Source organism: Chloroflexota bacterium (assembly GCA_016219275.1).
Lineage (GTDB): Bacteria > Chloroflexota > Anaerolineae > UBA4142 > UBA4142 > JACRBM01.
This window is the reverse complement of record JACRBM010000094.1, coordinates 48,075-66,697: the sequence shown is the minus strand read 5'-3', so window position 1 is coordinate 66,697 and position 18,623 is coordinate 48,075. Positions and strand designations below refer to the sequence as shown.

The window sequence follows — 18,623 nt, the reverse complement described above, 5'->3', positions numbered from 1 at the left end:
ATATAGGTAAAGTCTGTGAAAGGAACAACGGATTACGAAAGGAATCGCATGAACGGTTGGTTTGGTCGCGTATTGGATATTGATTTGAGCAGCGCGTGCATCAAAACGCTTCCGCTCGACGAGCAGATCGCGCACCTGTTTATTGGCGGACGCGGGCTGGGTGCGCGCTTGCTGTGGGACGCCGTGAAACCGGGCGTGGAGCCACTTGCGCCGGAAAACGTGTTGATCTTTGCGACCGGTCCCGTGACCGCGTCGGGCTATCAAACGAGCAATCGTTTCACGGTCACGACGAAAAGCCCATTGACCGGCACGATCATGGACGCGAACAGCGGCGGCTTTTGGGGGATGCAATTGAAAAAAGCCGGCTACGATGCGCTGATCGTGCGCGGGCGCGCCGCGCAACCGACGTACATCGAAATCACGCTAGCAGGCATATCGCTGCGCGACGCATCGCATCTGTGGGGACAACGCGTACTCGCGACGAGCGCAGCGCTCGGACAAAACGACAATCGGCGCAACGTGTTGTGCATCGGTCCCGCCGGTGAAAACCTCAGCCGCATCGCCGCGATTATGAACGACGGTCGCCGCAGTCTCGCGCGCGGCGGACCCGGCGCGGTGATGGGCAGCAAAAATCTCAAGGCGATTGTCGTCGAAGGCAAGGATCGTCCGGGTATTCAAGACCAGGAACGCTTCAAGTTTTTGCTGTACGAAAGTCGCAAGATGTTGCGCGCGAGTCCGTTGACGAGCCAGGCATTGCCGGAATTTGGCACGGCGGTGATGATGAACATCGTCAACCGCATCGGCGCGCTGCCGACGCGCAATTTCACGCAGAGCCAGTTCGAAGACGCCGAAGCAATTTCCGGCGAAACGCTTACCGATAAATATCTCGTCAAGAACGCGTCGTGCTGGGCGTGCCCGATTGGCTGCACGCGCATCAGCAAGACCGACAAGATTGAGAGTGAAGGTCCGGAGTTTGAAACGACCTGGGCGTTCGGCGCGCAATGCGGCGTGAACGATCTCGCCGCGATCATCGAAGCGAATCATCTGTGCAACGAGCTGGGTCTCGACACGATCTCGGCTGGCTCGACCATCGCGTGTGCGATGGAGTTGACCGAGCGCGGCTTGCTCGCTTCCGACGTGCGCTTTGGTCGCGCCGATCTGTTCGCGCCGACGCTCGAAGCGATGGCGGCGCGGCGCGGCATCGGCAATGAACTCGCGGAAGGCAGCGCGCGGCTCGCGAAAAAGTACGGCGCGCCGGAACTTTCGATGAGCGTCAAAGGGCTGGAAATGCCGGCGTACGATCCACGCGGGATGCAGGGGCAAGGTCTGCTCTACGCGACCTCGAATCGCGGCGCGTGTCACATGCGCGGCAACATGCTGGGACTCGAAGTCCTGGGTCTGCCGAAATTGATTGATCGCTTTCAAGTGCAAGGCAAGGCGTCGTTCGTCAATCTGCATCAAAATTCGTCGGCGGCGATTGACTCGCTCATCGTGTGCAAGTTTACCAACCTCGCGGTCGCCGACGAGTACTTGGCGCGCGTGCTCACCGCCGTGACCGGCGTTCCGTACTCGACCGGCGAATTGATTCGGACCGGCGAACGCATTTGGAATCTCGAACGGCTCTACAATTTGCGCGAAGGATTCACGCGCGCAGACGACACGTTACCACCGCGCTTGCTGAACGAACCGGTTGCGAGCGGACCGAGCCAGGGTTGGGTCTCGAAACTCGACCCGATGCTCAAGGAGTATTATCGCACGCGCGGGTGGGACGAACAGGGCGTGCCCAGGCGAAAGAAACTGGATGAACTTTCATTGAGTAATTTAGTCAACAGTGAACAGTGAACAGTGGACGGTGAGCAGTGGCAAGTGAATCCTGTCTGTCTACTGTTTACGGTTGACTGTTCACTGATTTCGGAGTAACGATGATTGACGAACGAATCGTACAGCAATTTCAAGAAATCGGGCGCGATCTATACGTGGGGGGATTGATCAGTTCGCACGGCGGAAACATCAGCGTGCGTCTGGGTGATCGCGTGGTCATCAAGCGGCGCGGCGCGATGCTGGGACGACTCAAGCCGCACGACTTGATCGAAACCGGTCTGGAGAAAAACGATAGCGGCGTGGCTCTCGCCTCGACCGAACTGTTGATTCATCGCACGGTTTACATGCGCACGCCGGCGCTCGCGATTGTGCATTGTCACCCGCGCACGGCGATTGCGTTCTCGCTCTCGCGCGACGAAATCGTGCCGATTGATAACGAGGCGTCGTACTTGTTGAAAAAAGTGCCAGTGCTCTCCGAGGAATTTCCGTCCGGCACGCAAGAGATGGCAGACACGCTAGCGAACGCGTTGCAAGCGTACAAGATCGTGGTGATGCGCGGGCATGGCAGTTTCGCCACCGGGCAAACGCTCGACGAAGCGTTTCACTGGTCGAGCACACTCGAAGAATCGTGCGACATTGCGCTCGACGCGAAATTGATCGGGGAATCCTTCATCGAATATCGTCGGATGAGCGAAGCGTACGGAAAATGGTAGCGCGTCTATTCTGAGATTTGATCCGGCGCGCCGGCGAATTTCTCTTTGCGGAGCGGCGCGATTGCCGGCGTGCCGGAACTCAGTTCCCACAACGACGCTTTGAGGCGTCCGATTTCGCGCAACAATTCGTGCCGCTCGCGTTCGTAATCTTCGAGAATCACTTCGAGATCCGCCAACTCGACCGATTTATCTTGAATCTGGCGCACCAAGTCTTGTACCGCGCGTTGTTTTTCTTCGTCCATTTTTTCTTCTCCCAAACAAAAAAATCCCCGGTTGCGTCCTCTGCCATTCATCGGCAAAACATTCCGCCTTGCGGAGAGAAGACATCACCGGGGCAAACGTGTGTTCAATCGTTTTTCGTTTCGATCAATTCACGTTCGCGTTGGACGGCTTGACCCCGCCGCCACACGCTTACCCCATAACCAATCAGCACAACCGCAATCAAACTGTACGCTATCGCTAGATACTCCATCGCGTCACCCCGTTGCCTCGCGCAGAAAATTTACCTGGTCGCGCGCTTGTTCGAGCCGCAGGCGTTGAAGCAACAGGAACGCGAACAACAACGTGAACGACAAGAGACAGACCATTAACGTTTGCGTCATCTGCGGCGCGAGTCCGCCCTCGCCGGTGACGTACGTCGGATGCATCGTGCGCCACAACGCGACCGAGATGTAGATGATCGGCACATCGAGAAAGCCGACAATCGCGAGCACCGCAGCGAACCGCGCGCGGCGTTCACCTTCCGCCGAACCGCGCAACATCAAATAGCCGACATAGATCATCCACAAAACCAAGGTCGTCGTGAGCCGCGCATCCCAGACCCAGAACGCGCCCCATGCTTTTTTCGCCCACAAGGGACCCGTCAACAAGACGAGTGTCGTGAACACCACGCCGATCTCCGCCGCGGAAAGCGCGAGCGCGTCCCACTTGCGTTCGCGTTTCCACAAAAAAATGAGACTGGCGACGAACACGATAAAGAACGCGAGAAAGCCGACCCACGCGCTGGGAACGTGAAAGTAAAAAATCCTCTGCGCGTCGCCCATCGTTCGCTCCATCGGCGCGTAGAACAATGCCATGTACAGACCGATCGCGATATTGACGAGCGCGAGCGCGCCGATCACGCGCGCAATCGGCGCGATTTTTTGATCGTCGAGAAATTTCCAGTATGACCCAATGGACAAATGCTTATCACTTGCCGTGACGTGCGCTGCGATAAATTCACCACCTGACATGGACCCTCTCCCACTATTTGACCGCGCGGATTAGTTGACCACACGACCAATCGCCGTACCGCACTTGGCGCAAAAGCGATCGTTCGATTGCGCGCGCGTGCCGCACTTGACACATTTGCGTTCGATCATCGCGCGGCGGCGCAATTGCTTGACCTCTTGCTCGATGGTCACATCCTCATTTCCATCTACGACGGCGCGATAACCATCGAGTTCGCGCAAAATCGCGACCGCTTTGCCTTCGTACTTGGAGCGCATCGTTCGATAATCCTCATCCGACAACTTGCCCATCACGTGATCGGATTCCAGGTCGCGGATCGCCGCGTACATCGCATCGCGTTGAACGACGAGATTCTCGACGGTCGGGTCCGCGGCGGACGCGAGGAGCGTGTCATCCGCGCGCCCGCGCGCGAACAACGGATACGCGATAAACGCGACCGCCGCGACGATGACAAGTGCGATTGCAACTGAAGCCATTCGGTAATTCCTTATGCCTGAACCAAAACTTCCTGGGTGCGCGCGCGCGCGAGGGCGCGTTCTTCGCGCGGATCCGGCAACACCGCGATGAGCGTGCCACCCACCAGCACCGCAAAGCCAACCCACAGCCACACGATGAGCGGATTCACGATCACTTTGAGTGTCGCCGTGCCGGCTTTGTCGTCGAACCCGGCGAGAATCACGTAGAGGTCTTCAGTCGCAGTCGTGCGAACGGCGACCTCGGTCGTCCATTGCGACATGTCCGGATTCGGGCTGGGATAGAAATCTTTTTCCGGCGCGAGCGACCCGACGCGCGCGCCATTTTCAAATACCGATAACTGTGCGGCAATCACTTGATGATTCTCGGTCGGATAAATCTGCAAGCCGTCGAACTGGAGCGTAAAGTTTTTGATCCGCAATGTTTCGCCCGATTTTAGATTCGCCTGGGTTTCGACTTGATGGAACGTCGAACCGGCGATGCCGATGACTGCGAGAATCACGCCGATGTGAACGATATAGCCGCCGTAGCGCCGGCGATTTTGCGAGACGAGGTTGACGCCCGCCGCGACCCAGTTTTCATTGTATTGTCGCCGGCGCGCGAGGAGTCCGCGATAGAATTCGAGCGCGATCGTTGCAAGCACGAACGCGCACACACTGAACACCAGATTGCTGATCGGGTTATTCACGCCAACGATGACCAGCACAACCGTAGCAAGTATCGCGACAATGAGCGGGCGCAAAAAGTTACGCACGAGATTCTCGAAAGTGGCGCGCCGCCAACCGATCAACGGACAGATGCCGATCAGCACAATCAGCGCAAAGAAAATCGGACCGTTCACTTGATTGAAGAATGGCGCGCCAACCGTCACCTTTTTTTGCGTAATCGCTTCGCTGACCATCGGAAAGATCGTGCCCCACAACGTCGCGAATGCCGCGCCGACGAGAATCAAGTTATTGAGCAAGAACGACGATTCGCGCGAGAGCAGTGAATCGAGTTCGTTCTCTTCTTTCAAATCATTCATCCGCTCGAACATCAAATAGAGGAACGACAACAATGTCACGCCGAGGAAAACCAGGAACCAGGGACCGAGACTCGACACACCGAACGCGTGCACCGATTCGATGACGCCGCTGCGCGTGATGAACGTGCCGAGCAAGGACAGGATGAACGTGAGCATCACGAGCACGAGGTTCCACACCTTGAGCATCCCGCGTTTCTCTTGAATCATCACGCTGTGCAAGAACGCGGTGCCGGTGAGCCACGGCATCAGACTCGCGTTCTCGACTGGATCCCAGCCCCAGTAGCCGCCCCAGCCCAGTTCCATGTACGCCCACTGCATACCGAATACCAAGCCGAGTGAGAGGAACAACCAGGACACAAGCGTCCAGCGTCGCGTCGTGCGAATCCACACGTCGCTCAAACGTCGCGTGAACAACGCCGCCATCGCGAACGCAAAGGGAATCGTAAAGCCGACGTAACCCAGGTACTGCGTGACGGGGTGAATGAACATCCCAGGATTCTGCAAAAGCGGATTCAAGCCATTGCCGTCGCGCGGAAGAAAATCGAGCATGCGAAACGGACTGCCGACGAGCGATGCGGCGAGCGTTGAGGTCAACGGCAGTGCGATCACCGAACCGACTTCTTCAGGATTCGCGGCAATCGTCATCAACGCGAGGAAAAACGCGAGCGTCGTGCCCAAGCCCGCGATGACATACGGCATCAATTCTTGATTCTTGCGCCGATTCTGCACGAGCACGACTGCGGTGAACAGCGCGAGAATCCACGCCCAGAACAACAACGAACCTTCTTGCCCGCCCCACAACGCCGAGACGTTGTAGAGCAACGGCTGGGCGCGACTGGTTTGCCGCGCGACGTACTCAAAGCGGAATTGATGCGTGATGAGCGCCCATTCGAGAATCGCGACGGCAAGCGTCGTCAGCGCGGCGACAACATAGATCGCGTTGCGCGCGCTCGCGTACACGTCGGCGCGATTGCGGCGCGCGGCGTAGATCGCCGCGCCGACCGCGTAGAGGGCAAAGAGCAAACTGAGGAAAAGTGATGCGTAGCCGAGGTCAGCCATCGCAAAGTCTGTCATAGCTTTGTCTCCATCATTAGCCAAGCCACATCACGAAACGAGCGCAACTCCATCGTTGCGCTAGATGTGATTCATTTAGCGTCAGAGGCGTTCGGTTCGGATTCGTACTTGGAAGGACATTTAACGAGGAGCGTGTTGGCGTAAAACACGCCGTCCTGCCCCAGTTTTCCTTCGGCGACAACCGTTTCGCCCTTGTCCATCGTGTCGGGCACCACGCCCTTGTACACGACCGGCAGAATATAGTTGTCTTCTTGCAGATTGAATTTGAGCGTCAACGTCTTGTCGTCGAACTGAATGGACGATTTGTCGAGCGGCGCGTTGATGCGGACAGGTTGATTGATCAGCGAGCCGCGTTGCGCGTTCAGTTCTTTGAGATTCAAATAGTAAATCGCGTTCGATTGGAACGATGAAAACGTGACGAACGCGACCGCACCGAGGATGAGCAACCCGGCAATCATGAATTTCCATTTCCCGCCCGTCTTGACGGATGCAGTCCGCTCTACCGTCGGAACCGCGACACTACTCATTGCGTCACACTCCTTCTGATTTTTTCACCTGCAGAATACCAACCCCAAGTCTAAAACCGGTCAAAGCACAGTCAAAGCCACGTCATAGTTTGATTTGGAACAATCACGGCAGCGCGTCTCCCCGGCAATCGTGCAAATTGGGAATTTTTCGCCAACGCGCGGAGAGCGCGGAGTTCATGTTCCAAGGTTTCTGCGCGCAATTGGTTTAGAAAATTTTACCAAGTTGGTCGTCAAAATCACAAATTGCAGAATCGTCCGGTCTTGGATCTGTGCATCGAATCGTACGGCGGTTAAAAAAATGTTGGTCGGACGACAAACCCTTGACGTCTGATCTCACCCGACTCGAACTCAAATCCGGAGAATCTAGGAACATTGAAATGGATTGCCGAACCTGAAGGTGAGTTTGGCGTGGGTGCGATCTACGTCTCTAGTCCGAATGTAATGCGAAGATTGTGCAGAGCACACTGATCATTGTTTGTGCGTCCAGTGTCTGTCAGTGATGTGGATTGCGTGGTTTAGGAATGGTGGCATCGTCCACTGACCGCGAGCGGTGGAAGCAACAAGAGCGCAGAGGTTCCCGTTTCCTCTGCGCTCTTTACGTTCTCGGCGGTAAAACAAATCCAATTCTACTTGTTCCCGTTTCCCCGGTCGCCGTTTCTAGATTTTTCCGCAGAACGCGGTGTTGATGCCCAACTCGTTCATCGCCGCGGCTTTCGCAAACAACGCGCGACGCGCGTCCGCTTCGCTTGGCGCGTAAACAACCTGGATGTGATTCGCTTTGTGGCGCGCCATGAATTGATCGCGTGAGATGCCGCGCATCACCAGGTGCATCAGGGGCCATTGCGAGGTCGTCTGCTTCCAGTTGTCTTGCGCGATGTCATCCGGCACCGCAACCGCTTCGCCCAGACCCAGGTCGCAATTGATCTGGTTGTTCGCAACAAACACGCGACTCCACACGACGAACCCAGGTTTGCTAATGCCTTTGATCGTGCTTCCGCCGAGCGGAAAATACATCGCGGGTTGACGTTCGCCGGTCGCGCCCACGTACCCGCCGACAAAATGCGCCGGCGGCGCTGCGCCGGAGATTTCGAGAATCCACACGAATTGATCGCCGACCTGGCGACCCCAGCGCACATCGTGCAACGTCGTTTCCGGCGCAAAGCCAAAAATGTTCCACAGCCGATTCGTAATCAGCGCGTCGAGTCCGGCACATTCGTCCACTTCGTTAAAATGCGGAATGGCTTTGCCCGCGAACAATTCCTTGCCCGTGACTTGGTGGCAGACCGGCGGGCGCTCGACATTGTTGAGCAAGCCCTCGACCAAATCGGACGCGGGCGTGACATCTTTCAATCCTTGCTGATACTGAATGCCAATCGTGTCGCAGCCAAATTCATCCGCGATTCGCACTGCCGCGATGTACATCTTGCACTGCGTCAACACTTGCGCTTCGGTCAGTTCGGTTTTTTCATCCTTGCCGAGATCGAACCTCATGCCTTTGGCAAGCAACCAATCGTACACCCCGCGCGCGTCTTGATCCGACACGGTTCGCATTTTCGCGAACAACGCGGACTGGCTGAGGCGTTCCTTGAACACACCGACCGGGCTGAGCAATTCGTCCGGGATGATCGCGTTGTACATCCCCATGCACCCTTCGTCAAAAATACCCATGATGCTTTTGTTCGCGCGAAATTCTTGCGCGAACTTGGCGCCGATCTTTGCCGCGCTCGCCGGTATTTTCGCGTCGGCAAACGCGCGGACGTGCGCTGCGTCGTGCGCGACCTTGCCGGTCTTGAGCCATTTCCGCAGACCCTTGATGAAAAACTCGTCGTCGAAATTTTCGCTCCACAACGTCGAGTACTTGACGCCGGCTTTGGTGAGCGAGCCATTCAAGTTCAACATCCCAACCAAGCCGGGCCACTGCCCACTCCAATTCGCAACCGTGAGAATCGGACCGCGATGGGTCATCAGTCCGGGCAAGACGTGATGCGTGTACTGCCACACCGCTTCGGCGACGATGAGCGGCGCATCCGCCGGAATGGTGCGAAATACTTGAATGCCGCGTTTCTGCGAATCGAGAAAGCCGTGCTTCGCTTGCGGATCGTACGGATGCGCGCGCTTGACCCTCCAGCCCTCGCGCGCGACCGCCGCGATCACTTGCTTTTCCATCGCGTCCTGCGCCGCCCAACAATTCTGGTTCGCCGATAATCGCAAATCGCCACTGGCGACGAGATAAACTGTTTTCATAATTTTCTCCAAGTTACCATCGTCATTGCGGGGCGATGAAGCCATCCCCAACCCCACCCTAGCCCTCCCCTTCTTAAGGGGAGGGTTGGAAGAGTAGATTGCCTCGCCGCATCGCGGCTCGCAATGACATCACAATTTTATTTTCGGCAGTACGAACGCATCCACGTCCGCGTCGTTCATCGGCACAGGCACATCGCGAAACAGTTGCCATGTTTCGACGTGCTCGACCGTTGCCCCCGGTTCCAGTCGCGTGAGTGGACCCAGGGTTTCGAGTTCGAGCATGTCCGCGTTCGTGAACGTCTCGACCGAACATCCCAGGTCGGTGTACTGCGCGTCGGATTGAAACGCGGTACGCTTGACGAACAAGTGACCATCGCGCGCGTGCGCACACCATCCGTCCGGCACGCTCGCGCCCAACTTTTGCGGACGGCTCATCGTCGCGTCTTGCCGCAACAAAATGTACTTGTTGCCCCATGTCCAACGCGGATCGGACATGTCGGTGAAATGCCACAGCACGAGCCGATTCGCGGCTTGCAAATCAGCCGGATGCTCGCCGCGTCGCGGCAGTGGCAGAATCGCTTTGCCGCCTTGCGCCATCACGCTCAACGCCCAGGGCGCGAATTCGACCGCCCACACGTTGTGATTCGTCAAGCGCTGAACCACGCGCGCCGACGCGGCGTTCGGCGCGAGATGCAATTCGATTTCCTTCGCGATGCCGGTCGTACGCTCGACGGGTTGAATCAATTTGATGCCGTCGCCGAGCGTTTCGAATTTGATCGGTGAATTATCCGGCGCGTACGTTCGCGGCAATACTTCCGGCGCGTGCCACAAACGATGCCCGCCATAGATGCGCCATTCGTCGCCGCCAGTCTTGCCCAGTTGATCCGCGTATTCCTTGAACTCGTTCGCCTCGCCGACGAAACCAAAGCGGATGATGCGCGGACCGACATCGAGCGTCGCGATCGCATCCACGATCTCATTCGAGGCACGACAACAATTCCAACCCTGGTAATTGATCTGTTCGATTCGCATGGTACGCTCCGAATTGAATGAGTCTTAGCATGTCATCGTGAGAAGGCGGTCTGTAGTGCGGGCGGGCAAGCTGCCCGCCGCTACAGTTCACCACGCGCGGCGTGATCCGCTTCGTCGTAATGACTATTACTTTTGTGCGCGCGAAACCTGGGCGCGCAATTTTGCGATGGCGGCGTTCGATTCAGCTCGACGTTCGCGCAACAATCTCAGATTGCCCGGCGATGTCCGCATCGCTTCGATGATGAGCATCTCTGCCGCGACGTACGCGTCGCCCATGTCCGCGACCTCGGACGCGATTTCTTGCGGAATCGTCGTCACGCCGTTGCAATCGCCGTGCAGTAAATCGTCCGGATAGATCGCGATGCCGCCGACGTGAATCGGAACGTGAATCTGCGGGATGCTCGAATAACCGTGCGAGCAAATCGTCCCATTCGTGAAAACCGGAAAACCGATCTTGCGAACCTGGTCAAGGTCGCGCCCCGCGCCGCTCGTGACCAGACCGACGGCGCCGAACGCTTGGTACACCGTGCACATGATTTCGCCGAACGTCGCGGCAACACTCGGCGAATCCACATCTTGAAACACGACGACCGCAGGACCGGACAATTCGCCAAAGCGTTCAACTTGTTTGTCGAGCGATGAGTACGCCTCGCCACCACGCGGCAACGCGGATGCGCGAAACGTTGCGGTCGCGGCAAAGCCAACCATCGGCGGCATTTCGGGAAACGCGGCGATGATGCGCGCGTCCATATAGCCGGTGTGGCGCGGACGCACGTCGAACACTTCGATGATGTTGCAAATCGTCGGCGAATCGAACTGGCGGAGTTTTTCGAGTGTTGATAGTGAGATCATGTCATCTTCGTCCTTCGTGAAAAATCGTAGGTGATTTTGGAAAATTGCCCTACCAATCTATCCTTTCACACCCCCAGCCGCGAGACCAGTCACAATATCGCGCTGGACGAAAATCGTGAGCAAAAGCGAAGGCAGCGTCACGACGAGCGCCGCCGCCGCGACCGGTCCCCACGACAATTGTTCGAACGTCATCGCGTTGAACACCGCGATGGGCAACGTGCGCGTCTCGCGTCCGGCGAGCACAACGCCGAACAAAAAGTTGTTCCACGATTGAATGAACGCGAGAATCGCGGCGACCGCAATCCCAGGTCGCGCAATCGGCATCGCGACGCGGTAGAATGCTTGCCAGACATTGCAACCGTCCGTAAGCGCGGCTTCTTCCAGTTCGGGGTGCATGTCCTCGAAGAAACTGATCATCACCCACACGACCATCGGAATTGTGAGCACGAGGTGACTGATCGTCACCGCGAGCAAACTGCCGGAGATACCCAGGAAGCGAAACAAGGTGAACAACGGGATCAAGTACGACAAACCAGGCGTGATCCGCGCGATCATAATCAACATGCCCAACCCTTGCGCCTTGCCTTTCGCGATGCCGTACCCGGCAGGCACACCGACGACAAGCGCGATCAAGGTCGCCGCGCCGGAGACGATGACGCTGTTGTACGCGTACAACACATAGTTGCTCTCGCGGAAAATTTTGAAATAGTTGTCGAACGTCGGCGGACTCGGAATGAACACCGGCGGATACGCGATATTGTCAATCTCGTTTTTGAGCGAGAGCGACAACATCCAGAGGAACACAAAGATCGCGGGCGAGACGACGACAAAGACCGCAAAGAACAGTCCAATACGCCCGAGCAGTTTTTTCAGCCGATAGTTCAAATCGAATTGAGATACCTGGGCTACCGATTCCATCGCAACCTCTCGCGCGCGACAAGCAAGATCATTGCCAACGCTAGAATGAGCACAAAGAATACGATGACCACCGCGGACGCATGTCCGATTTGAAAAAAGGAGAACGCTTGCAGGTACAAATACAGATTGATCGTCTCGGATGCGGTTCCTGGTCCGCCCTGCGAGATGACGTAGATGATGTCGAACGACTTGAGCGCGTCAATCGTGCGCAGGATGACCGCGATCATTAAAAACGGGAGGATCAAGGGAAAGGTGATGTAGCGGAACATATCCCACTGACTCGCGCCATCAATCACCGCCGATTCGTACGGCTCAGTCGGCAAGGACGCGAGTCCACCGAGAACAATCAGCATCACGAGCGGCGTCCACTGCCACACTTCGACGAACGCGAGCGTGGGAATCACTGTGTCGGCGGAGTACACCCACAGCTGTTTCGGAATTCCGACGAGACTGAGCAGATAATTCAGTACGCCGATTTGTGGGTGAAACATCATCGTAAAGACGAGCGCGATCGCGACCGGCGTCGCCATCATCGGCGCGATGTAGATGCCGCGCAACAATCCGCGCAGAGGAAATTTTTGGTGAAACACTTCGGCGGCGAACACGCCGAGTACGACCGGCAAGAGGACGGAGAGAAAAGTAAAGTACAACGTGCGCGGGATTGTCGAGAGAAAACGATTGTTCGTCGCGAGCATTTGAAAATTTCCCAAACCGATAAACTCGCTTGACATGCCGATGCGCCAATCGTTCAGACTCATCCACACGGTAAAGACCCACGGAAAAATGATCACGGCGAAAATCACGGCGATGGCTGGGATCATAAACCACACGTAGACGCTCTGACGACTGTATACTTTTTTGCGACCCAGGGATAGCGATACTGATCGCTTGGCAACTTCCACATGCACCTCGTTTTCCACCCCCTCCCTCACCCTCCCCCGTCGTTGACGGGGGGGGGAAGGGGTAGGGGTTATGCCTTCTCGCTCTTTTCCAAAATCGGTTTGAACTCGTCGGTTGCTTTCTTGAGTTCGCTCGCGGGATCCGCACCGCCGATCATGTTCGTGAGTGCGACGCCAAAGATGTCGCGGAACTCGGTCACGGGTACGACGATGGGCAATGCCGCGCGTCCGATCTTGCCGGAGGCGACGACGGTATCCACCCATTCCTTCGGAACCGTGAGGTTCTTGAGCGCGTCGGGATTGGTGTACACCGAATTGCGTGCTTGCGCGCCTGATCCTGCGGCGAACGATTTTGCCAGGATACTCTTGCTCGCCGCCCACATCGCAAAGTACCACGCCGGTCCCTTCTTCTTACTGAAGGACGAAATGCCCAGCCCGTCACCGGTCATGCCTGCCCAATTCCCTTTGGGTCCCGCCGGCGCAACCACGTACGCGACCTTGCCGACGACCTTGGAAGACTTGGCGTCTTCGAGTGGCGCGGCAAAGCCGACTCCGTCCCACCACATTGCTACCTGTCCGAGCGCGAACGCCGACTGGGATTCGTTCCAGTTGAAACCGGCGACGCCGGGAGGCGCAAAGTTCTTCTGCAAGTTCTGATAGAACTTTGCCGATTCGATCGCTTCGGGCGTTGTAGTGTTCAAGTTGAGCTTGTCGTCAATCAGATCAATGTTCCACCCCAGCACCATCAGACACCACAGATACGCATTCGCGTTCTTGAGTCCGCGTCCGACGAAGCCGTAAACGTTTTTGCTGGGGTCATGCAATTTTTGCGCGGCAGAGACGACATCGTCAAAGGTCTTGGGGAGCGCGACACCTTTCGCCGCAAAGAGGTCTTTGTTGCAGTAGAGCACACCATAGTCAATCTTGTTGGGTAGCGCATCAATTCGTCCATCTGGCTCGGTTGCCCACGCCTTGCCGGCTGCGGAAAAATCATCCCAGTCGAACTCGGGAGCCGTCATCGTCGGATCTTTGAGGTAATCGCGAATGTCGGTGACCCATTTGTTCTTGCCGAACAAACGCTTTTGCACGTGGAACGAATAGTAAACGACGTCGAAACTCGTCTGTCCCGATTGGAACTCGACGGCGAGTTTCTGCCGCTGTTGCTGTTCAGCCGGCTGGTCCACGCCAACCGTGATGCCGGTTAGCTCTTCGAATTCCTTGATGTTCTGAGCCATAATGTCGCCCTGCGTGTTTTTGATGAGCAGAGCTTCGATCTTTTCGCCCTTGAAGCGTTTCCAATCGAACTTGTCGCCGGTCGTTTTCACGACGGCAGGTGCGGTGGGTTGCGCCGCCGGCGCAGGCGCCTTGGTCGGTTCGGGAGTCGGCGCGCACGCGTTCAACAGAGATGCGCTTGCCAATCCCGCGCCTGCCAACACGGATGATTTGAGAAAATCTCGGCGGGTAATCTTGTCGCTCATGTTTCTCCTCCTCGAGAGAAAATTAATTGATGGTCAGTCCGGTAAAACCAATGCAGAACCTTTGCGCTTGCCCTCACCTCCTTCGTGGCTTGCCAGGTTTATGACGAATGCTCCAACGCATGGCAAATCTCCAACAACTCGTTCACGCGAAAATCCGATGTGGTGTACTGAATATCTGCCATCACAATATCGCACGGCGCAAGGTCATCGCAAATGCGCCGCATATCGTTTTCGATTTCATCGCGCGGCGCGTCGTGAAATTTCACCGGCGAGTACATCACCGCGCGACGCGTATCGGGAAACAGCTCGCGCACACGGCGCAGATCAGAGACGATGCCCATATCGAGATAATCCATCTTGGGTAACTCGCCCAAAACGGACAAGTACGGATTTACGTTCCAGTTGCATGTGTGCACGCCAAAGTACTCGAACTGCTCTGCGATTTGCTTGTCGTACGGGAAAATAAATTCGCGGTACATGACCGGCGAGATCATGTTCATCACGCAATTGCTCACGTCGAGCTGATTGATCGCAAAGCCGGACGCGCGTTGCCGCGCTTGCACGCGTTGGGCAAGCGCGATCATCACATCGGCGATCAACGCGAAAAACTGGTGCGCGAGTTCCGGCGTCTCGACCATCGCGGTGAAAATATGCTGACCATAGATGTTGAACGCGTTGTTGAGTACGCCCTGCCAACTGAAGTAGCCGTGAATCTTGCCCGCCGCGCGTTCGATCACATCCATTTGGCGATCCAGCTCGCCAACCATCGGCGCGTTCAACAAATCATTCACCTGAAGACTCGCCAATGCTTCGAGCGACAAACTGGGGCGGCGAATGACGTGAGGCCATCGGTCGCGCGCGTACTCCAACTCGCCGCCAAACACCTGCGCGATAAAGTACGAACCGTACGCGCCAGAAATCGTCCAGGTGTCGTCCACGCGATTCACGTCCCAGTAGGCGATGGTTGGAAACGCGCGGTGCAGTTCCGCCTTCATCGCGACGAGCGTGTCGTGGCGATAAACTGGGTCGGTGTGCCAACGTTCCGAGAAATCCACGCCGCACCGTTGCGCGTACCACGCCGGCTCGAAACCGAGCGACACGCGCATCGGCGATTCGGCGCCGTCAGCTGGCTCGCGTCGCGCGGGACCGCTGATCGGAATGTGGTTGCGAAGTTGGCGCATCGCCTAACTCGACACCGCCACCTTGACGACGATTTTGCGAACGCGCATTGACGCGCCAGAAACGTGCGTGGGCGCGTGCGCGTCTTCGGGAAAGAGCACCGCGAGTTGTCCGGCAACCAGTGCGACCGGTATCGCGTCTTGGCGCGTAAACTGGGAGAACCAAATATCTCTCCCGTCATCGTACGGCGTCGTCGGCGTGAGCGCGCCCGTCGGCGTCCAGTAAATCGTCTCCTTGCCTTCGATCACGTACTGAATGTCAATGTACTTGCGGTGTCCTTCGAACGGCACCGTGTCCTGGGGGATTTTCGTTTCGTACGATTGCAACATGCCGTACACGGTTTCGCCGTCAATCGGAACGATGCCGTCGGCGTGACCGCGCCAACCTTCACGGCGCAGAAATTCGATGGCTTGGTCGAACGCGGAATTGGTGCGGAGTTGCGCGGGCAAATGCGCGAGGTCAGATACAATCATTCGAATCCTCCAATATCCAGCCCAACCTTGCGAAGGTTTTCAATCGCTTTTCTCAAAAATCGCGCGACGTCAATTAATTCGATTTCCAACAAATAACGCGTGCGAACCTTCGCAAGGGTGAGCAGTCGCGAAAAAATTATCGCGCGGGCGCGGCAGTGGAACCGCGCACGATGAGTTCTGGCTTGAACACGCGCGTTTGTGTCGGGAGCGCGGTATTCTGCATTCGCGCGAACAATAGCTGTGCCGCTTGCGCGCCGATCTCGTATGTCGGTTGACGAACCGCAGTGAGCGGCGGCGTGAGTAGCGTGAGCCAGGGCATATCGTCAAAACCGATCACCGAAATATCTTGGGGGATGCGTAATTTTTTTTCGGCGATGGCTTGGAACGCCCCCATCGTCATCAAGTTGTTCACCGCGAATATCGCCGTCGGTCGCGGCGCGAGTTCGAGCAACGCGAGCGTAGCTTCGTATCCACCCTGTTCTTTGAAATCGCCCGCGCGGATTAACGCCTCGTCCACACGAAGTTTGTGAGCGCGCAGGGCTTTTTCGTACCCTTTCCGTCGCTCCACGCCCACCGACACACCCAGCGGCGCGCCGACCAACCCGATGCGCTGATGTCCTAACTCGATGAGATGCTTGGTCGCCGCGTACGCGCCCGCGACGTTATCGAGCACGACTGAATCGGTGATGATCCCAGGTACCGTGCGATCCACCATCACCACCGGCATTCGCAAATTGAGAAGCGGACTGCAGTTTTTGCCAGTCGGCACGATAATCACGCCCGCCACGCGTTCGCGCGAGAGCACATCAATGTAGAGTTGTTCTTTCTGGAGATTTTCGTCGGAATTGCAGAGGAGCACCGTGTACTGATTTTCATACGCCACATCTTCGACCGCGCGGACGAGCGCGGTGAAAAATGGATTTTGAATATCGGAGATCACCAAGCCGATGACGCGGACACTCTGGCTGCGCATGTTGCGCGCGATACCGCTCGGCTGATAGCCGAGCTGGTCAATCGTTTGGAGGATTCGTTCGCGCAAATGCGGCTTGACGCGGGGGTTGTTGTTGAGGACACGGGAAACGGTGGCTACTGAGACGCCCGATTTGCTCGCAACATCTTTGATGCTTGCCATTCCAAACACCGCTCCTGAAAACGTTTACTTTGGAAACGGTTACATTGTAACCGTTTCCATTTTGTTTGTCAATACTTTTCAGCACGAATTTTCAGCGGAAAATTGACAAAAACAAGGGCGCGTGCTAAATTCTCCTGAGCCAAGCTTCATTGACTTGGGGGTGGTTGAGTCCCGGTGGGCTCCACAGTCTTCAAAACTGCTGGAAGGCGTTTATACGGCTTCGGTGGGTTCGACTCCCATCCACTCCCGTCGTGCGACGAGTGACGAGCGGCGTAGATTCCGGCGTCACTCGTCAATTGTTTTGTATGCGACGATCTGCTTACATTTATCTGTTGCGCTGCGCCGATGGTACGCTCTACACCGGTTGGACGTTCGACGTGACGCGCCGCGTGCGCGCGCATCAACTCGGTCGTGGCGCGCGCTACACGCGCACGCGTTTGCCGGTCGAATTGATCTATCACGAACGCTTGCCCTCGCGGCGCGCGGCGATGCGTCGCGAAATCGCGATCAAGCAAATGTCGCGCAAGCGCAAACTCGCGTTGGTGGATCAAAATACGTAGTACGAAATACTGACCGCGTATTGCGTCTTGCATATTTTCGGGAGAACCTGTGACATACGTACGCCAACTCAACGAACTCCGCCTCGCCGATCACAACTGGGCAGGCGATAAAGCCGCACGGCTCGGCGAGTTGATCGCCGCGGGATTCGAGGTGCCGACCGGTTTTTGCGTCGGCGCAGACGCGTATCGCGATGTGGTCGCACTGCCACTCAACGCGCAAATCGTCGCGCGCCTCGCACAAATTGAAATCGAAGACCCGGTGGAACTCGAAACGGCGACCGACGAAATTCGCGCGTGGATCGAAAACGCGCCTCTGCCCGAAGCACTCGCGCGCGAGGTCGCCGGCGCAATGGCGAACGCGCCGGTCGCAGTGCGCGCCTCGCGCGTGATCGAAGATGTGCCGAACCCGGCGGCGTCCGGCGTACCGCAAGCGTACCTCGGCATCGTCGGCATTCAGAACGTGTTGGATCGTTTGCGCGCGATTTGGTCAGCGCCCTGGAACTCGCGCGCGATCTATTTTCGGTATCACAAGCATATCGCGCCGCAACAGGTGACGATGGCGGCAGTCGTGCAACCAGTTCTCAACCCCGACGCGGCAGGCGTCATGTTTACCGCGAACCCCCTCACCGGCGCGACCGACGAAATTCACATTGACGCGACGCTTGGTCTCGGCGCGGCGATCATCGCGGCGCGCTGGAAACCGGATCATTTCGTCGTTCAACGCGATGGCGCGATCACGCGACGCGATATCGTGACGCAAGTGGTGATGGAATCACCCGCGCCAGAGGGCGGCATTCAAGCGCACGCCGTGCCGAACGAAAAACAAAACGCACCATCGTTGAGCGACGCGCAAGTCAACGCGCTCGCCATCCTGGGACACAAAATCGAAACTCACTTTCACGCGCCGCAGGACATCGAGTGGTGTTGTGTGGGCGACCGAATTATTATTTTGCAAGCACGCCCGCTGAAAAGTAAACAGGTAAACAGGTAGAC

At 56.9% G+C, this 18,623-nt stretch carries 18 protein-coding genes and 1 tRNA gene; 5 read left to right on the top strand and 14 right to left on the bottom strand.

Annotated features, from left to right (window positions below):
* The first annotated feature begins 48 nt into the window (after window positions 1-48).
* Together HY868_25100 and HY868_25095 are read left to right on the top strand one after the other, a co-directional pair.
* Entirely contained in the window at window positions 49-1,842 is a 1,794-nt protein-coding gene (locus tag HY868_25100) for an aldehyde ferredoxin oxidoreductase family protein (GenBank protein ID MBI5305431.1), read from the top strand.
* A 95-nt stretch (window positions 1,843-1,937) separates the two neighbouring features.
* Window positions 1,938-2,534: an aldolase gene (locus HY868_25095; protein ID MBI5305430.1), complete on the top strand. Its 597-nt coding sequence runs from the start codon at window positions 1,938-1,940 to the stop codon at window positions 2,532-2,534.
* Between the two features lie 5 nt (window positions 2,535-2,539).
* Here the strand turns inward: HY868_25095 and HY868_25090 are convergent, their stop codons facing one another.
* The 14 genes from HY868_25090 to HY868_25025 all read right to left on the bottom strand — a co-directional run bounded on the left by HY868_25090 (window position 2,540) and on the right by HY868_25025 (window position 17,070).
* The gene (locus tag HY868_25090) at window positions 2,540-2,776 is read right to left on the bottom strand and encodes a hypothetical protein (GenBank protein MBI5305429.1); all 237 of its coding nucleotides are present in this window, start codon (window positions 2,774-2,776) and stop codon (window positions 2,540-2,542) included.
* 234 nt (window positions 2,777-3,010) lie between these two features.
* On the bottom strand, window positions 3,011-3,766 hold the full coding sequence (gene ccsA, locus HY868_25085) for a cytochrome c biogenesis protein CcsA (protein ID MBI5305428.1): 756 nt from the start codon (window positions 3,764-3,766) through the stop codon (window positions 3,011-3,013).
* Between the two features lie 30 nt (window positions 3,767-3,796).
* Window positions 3,797-4,240, bottom strand: coding sequence for a zinc ribbon domain-containing protein (locus HY868_25080; GenBank protein MBI5305427.1), 444 nt, complete (start codon window positions 4,238-4,240; stop codon window positions 3,797-3,799).
* Between the two features lie 11 nt (window positions 4,241-4,251).
* Entirely contained in the window at window positions 4,252-6,321 is a 2,070-nt protein-coding gene (locus HY868_25075; protein ID MBI5305426.1) for a heme lyase CcmF/NrfE family subunit, read from the bottom strand.
* A gap of 86 nt (window positions 6,322-6,407) precedes the next feature.
* Complete coding sequence (locus tag HY868_25070) at window positions 6,408-6,863, bottom strand: cytochrome c maturation protein CcmE (GenBank protein MBI5305425.1); 456 nt, start codon at window positions 6,861-6,863, stop codon at window positions 6,408-6,410.
* A gap of 657 nt (window positions 6,864-7,520) precedes the next feature.
* Entirely contained in the window at window positions 7,521-9,107 is a 1,587-nt protein-coding gene (locus HY868_25065) for a fucose isomerase (GenBank protein MBI5305424.1), read from the bottom strand.
* A 129-nt stretch (window positions 9,108-9,236) separates the two neighbouring features.
* On the bottom strand, window positions 9,237-10,139 hold the full coding sequence (locus tag HY868_25060) for a hypothetical protein (GenBank protein ID MBI5305423.1): 903 nt from the start codon (window positions 10,137-10,139) through the stop codon (window positions 9,237-9,239).
* A gap of 126 nt (window positions 10,140-10,265) precedes the next feature.
* The gene (locus HY868_25055; protein ID MBI5305422.1) at window positions 10,266-10,991 is read right to left on the bottom strand and encodes an RraA family protein; all 726 of its coding nucleotides are present in this window, start codon (window positions 10,989-10,991) and stop codon (window positions 10,266-10,268) included.
* A gap of 57 nt (window positions 10,992-11,048) precedes the next feature.
* Entirely contained in the window at window positions 11,049-11,909 is an 861-nt protein-coding gene (locus HY868_25050; protein MBI5305421.1) for a carbohydrate ABC transporter permease, read from the bottom strand.
* Entirely contained in the window at window positions 11,897-12,730 is an 834-nt protein-coding gene (locus HY868_25045; protein ID MBI5305420.1) for a sugar ABC transporter permease, read from the bottom strand. Before HY868_25045 ends, HY868_25050 begins: the two co-directional genes overlap by 13 nt.
* Before the next feature lie 149 nt (window positions 12,731-12,879).
* Window positions 12,880-14,286, bottom strand: a complete 1,407-nt coding sequence (locus HY868_25040; GenBank protein ID MBI5305419.1) for a sugar ABC transporter substrate-binding protein — start codon at window positions 14,284-14,286, stop codon at window positions 12,880-12,882.
* Between the two features lie 98 nt (window positions 14,287-14,384).
* On the bottom strand, window positions 14,385-15,467 hold the full coding sequence (locus HY868_25035; GenBank protein MBI5305418.1) for a hypothetical protein: 1,083 nt from the start codon (window positions 15,465-15,467) through the stop codon (window positions 14,385-14,387).
* Between the two features lie 3 nt (window positions 15,468-15,470).
* Window positions 15,471-15,938 (bottom strand): YhcH/YjgK/YiaL family protein, encoded by a 468-nt coding sequence (locus tag HY868_25030; protein MBI5305417.1) that lies wholly within the window; start codon window positions 15,936-15,938, stop codon window positions 15,471-15,473.
* Window positions 15,939-16,074: 136 nt separating this feature from the next.
* Complete coding sequence (locus HY868_25025) at window positions 16,075-17,070, bottom strand: LacI family DNA-binding transcriptional regulator (GenBank protein ID MBI5305416.1); 996 nt, start codon at window positions 17,068-17,070, stop codon at window positions 16,075-16,077.
* A 156-nt stretch (window positions 17,071-17,226) separates the two neighbouring features.
* On the opposite strand from HY868_25025, the gene HY868_25020 reads away from it, so the two are divergent.
* The 3 genes from HY868_25020 to HY868_25010 all read left to right on the top strand — a co-directional run bounded on the left by HY868_25020 (window position 17,227) and on the right by HY868_25010 (window position 18,621).
* Window positions 17,227-17,319 (top strand) — tRNA-Sec (locus HY868_25020).
* A gap of 56 nt (window positions 17,320-17,375) precedes the next feature.
* Window positions 17,376-17,630: a GIY-YIG nuclease family protein gene (locus HY868_25015; GenBank protein ID MBI5305415.1), complete on the top strand. Its 255-nt coding sequence runs from the start codon at window positions 17,376-17,378 to the stop codon at window positions 17,628-17,630.
* Between the two features lie 49 nt (window positions 17,631-17,679).
* Entirely contained in the window at window positions 17,680-18,621 is a 942-nt protein-coding gene (locus HY868_25010) for a hypothetical protein (protein MBI5305414.1), read from the top strand.
* Window positions 18,622-18,623 lie beyond the last annotated feature (2 nt).

What these genes read in the sequence shown, in the direction of transcription:
- HY868_25100 (MBI5305431.1), top strand. Translation starts at nt 49, where the DNA reads ATGAACGGTTGGTTTGGTCGCGTATTGGATATTGATTTGAGCAGCGCG.
- HY868_25090 (MBI5305429.1), bottom strand. Translation starts at nt 2,776, where the DNA reads ATGGACGAAGAAAAACAACGCGCGGTACAAGACTTGGTGCGCCAGATT.
- ccsA (MBI5305428.1), bottom strand. Translation starts at nt 3,766, where the DNA reads ATGTCAGGTGGTGAATTTATCGCAGCGCACGTCACGGCAAGTGATAAG.
- HY868_25080 (MBI5305427.1), bottom strand. Translation starts at nt 4,240, where the DNA reads ATGGCTTCAGTTGCAATCGCACTTGTCATCGTCGCGGCGGTCGCGTTT.
- HY868_25075 (MBI5305426.1), bottom strand. Translation starts at nt 6,321, where the DNA reads ATGGCTGACCTCGGCTACGCATCACTTTTCCTCAGTTTGCTCTTTGCC.
- HY868_25070 (MBI5305425.1), bottom strand. Translation starts at nt 6,863, where the DNA reads ATGAGTAGTGTCGCGGTTCCGACGGTAGAGCGGACTGCATCCGTCAAG.
- HY868_25065 (MBI5305424.1), bottom strand. Translation starts at nt 9,107, where the DNA reads ATGAAAACAGTTTATCTCGTCGCCAGTGGCGATTTGCGATTATCGGCG.
- HY868_25060 (MBI5305423.1), bottom strand. Translation starts at nt 10,139, where the DNA reads ATGCGAATCGAACAGATCAATTACCAGGGTTGGAATTGTTGTCGTGCC.
- HY868_25055 (MBI5305422.1), bottom strand. Translation starts at nt 10,991, where the DNA reads ATGATCTCACTATCAACACTCGAAAAACTCCGCCAGTTCGATTCGCCG.
- HY868_25050 (MBI5305421.1), bottom strand. Translation starts at nt 11,909, where the DNA reads ATGGAATCGGTAGCCCAGGTATCTCAATTCGATTTGAACTATCGGCTG.
- HY868_25045 (MBI5305420.1), bottom strand. Translation starts at nt 12,730, where the DNA reads ATGATCCCAGCCATCGCCGTGATTTTCGCCGTGATCATTTTTCCGTGG.
- HY868_25040 (MBI5305419.1), bottom strand. Translation starts at nt 14,286, where the DNA reads ATGAGCGACAAGATTACCCGCCGAGATTTTCTCAAATCATCCGTGTTG.
- HY868_25035 (MBI5305418.1), bottom strand. Translation starts at nt 15,467, where the DNA reads ATGCGCCAACTTCGCAACCACATTCCGATCAGCGGTCCCGCGCGACGC.
- HY868_25030 (MBI5305417.1), bottom strand. Translation starts at nt 15,938, where the DNA reads ATGATTGTATCTGACCTCGCGCATTTGCCCGCGCAACTCCGCACCAAT.
- HY868_25025 (MBI5305416.1), bottom strand. Translation starts at nt 17,070, where the DNA reads ATGGCAAGCATCAAAGATGTTGCGAGCAAATCGGGCGTCTCAGTAGCC.
- HY868_25015 (MBI5305415.1), top strand. Translation starts at nt 17,376, where the DNA reads ATGCGACGATCTGCTTACATTTATCTGTTGCGCTGCGCCGATGGTACG.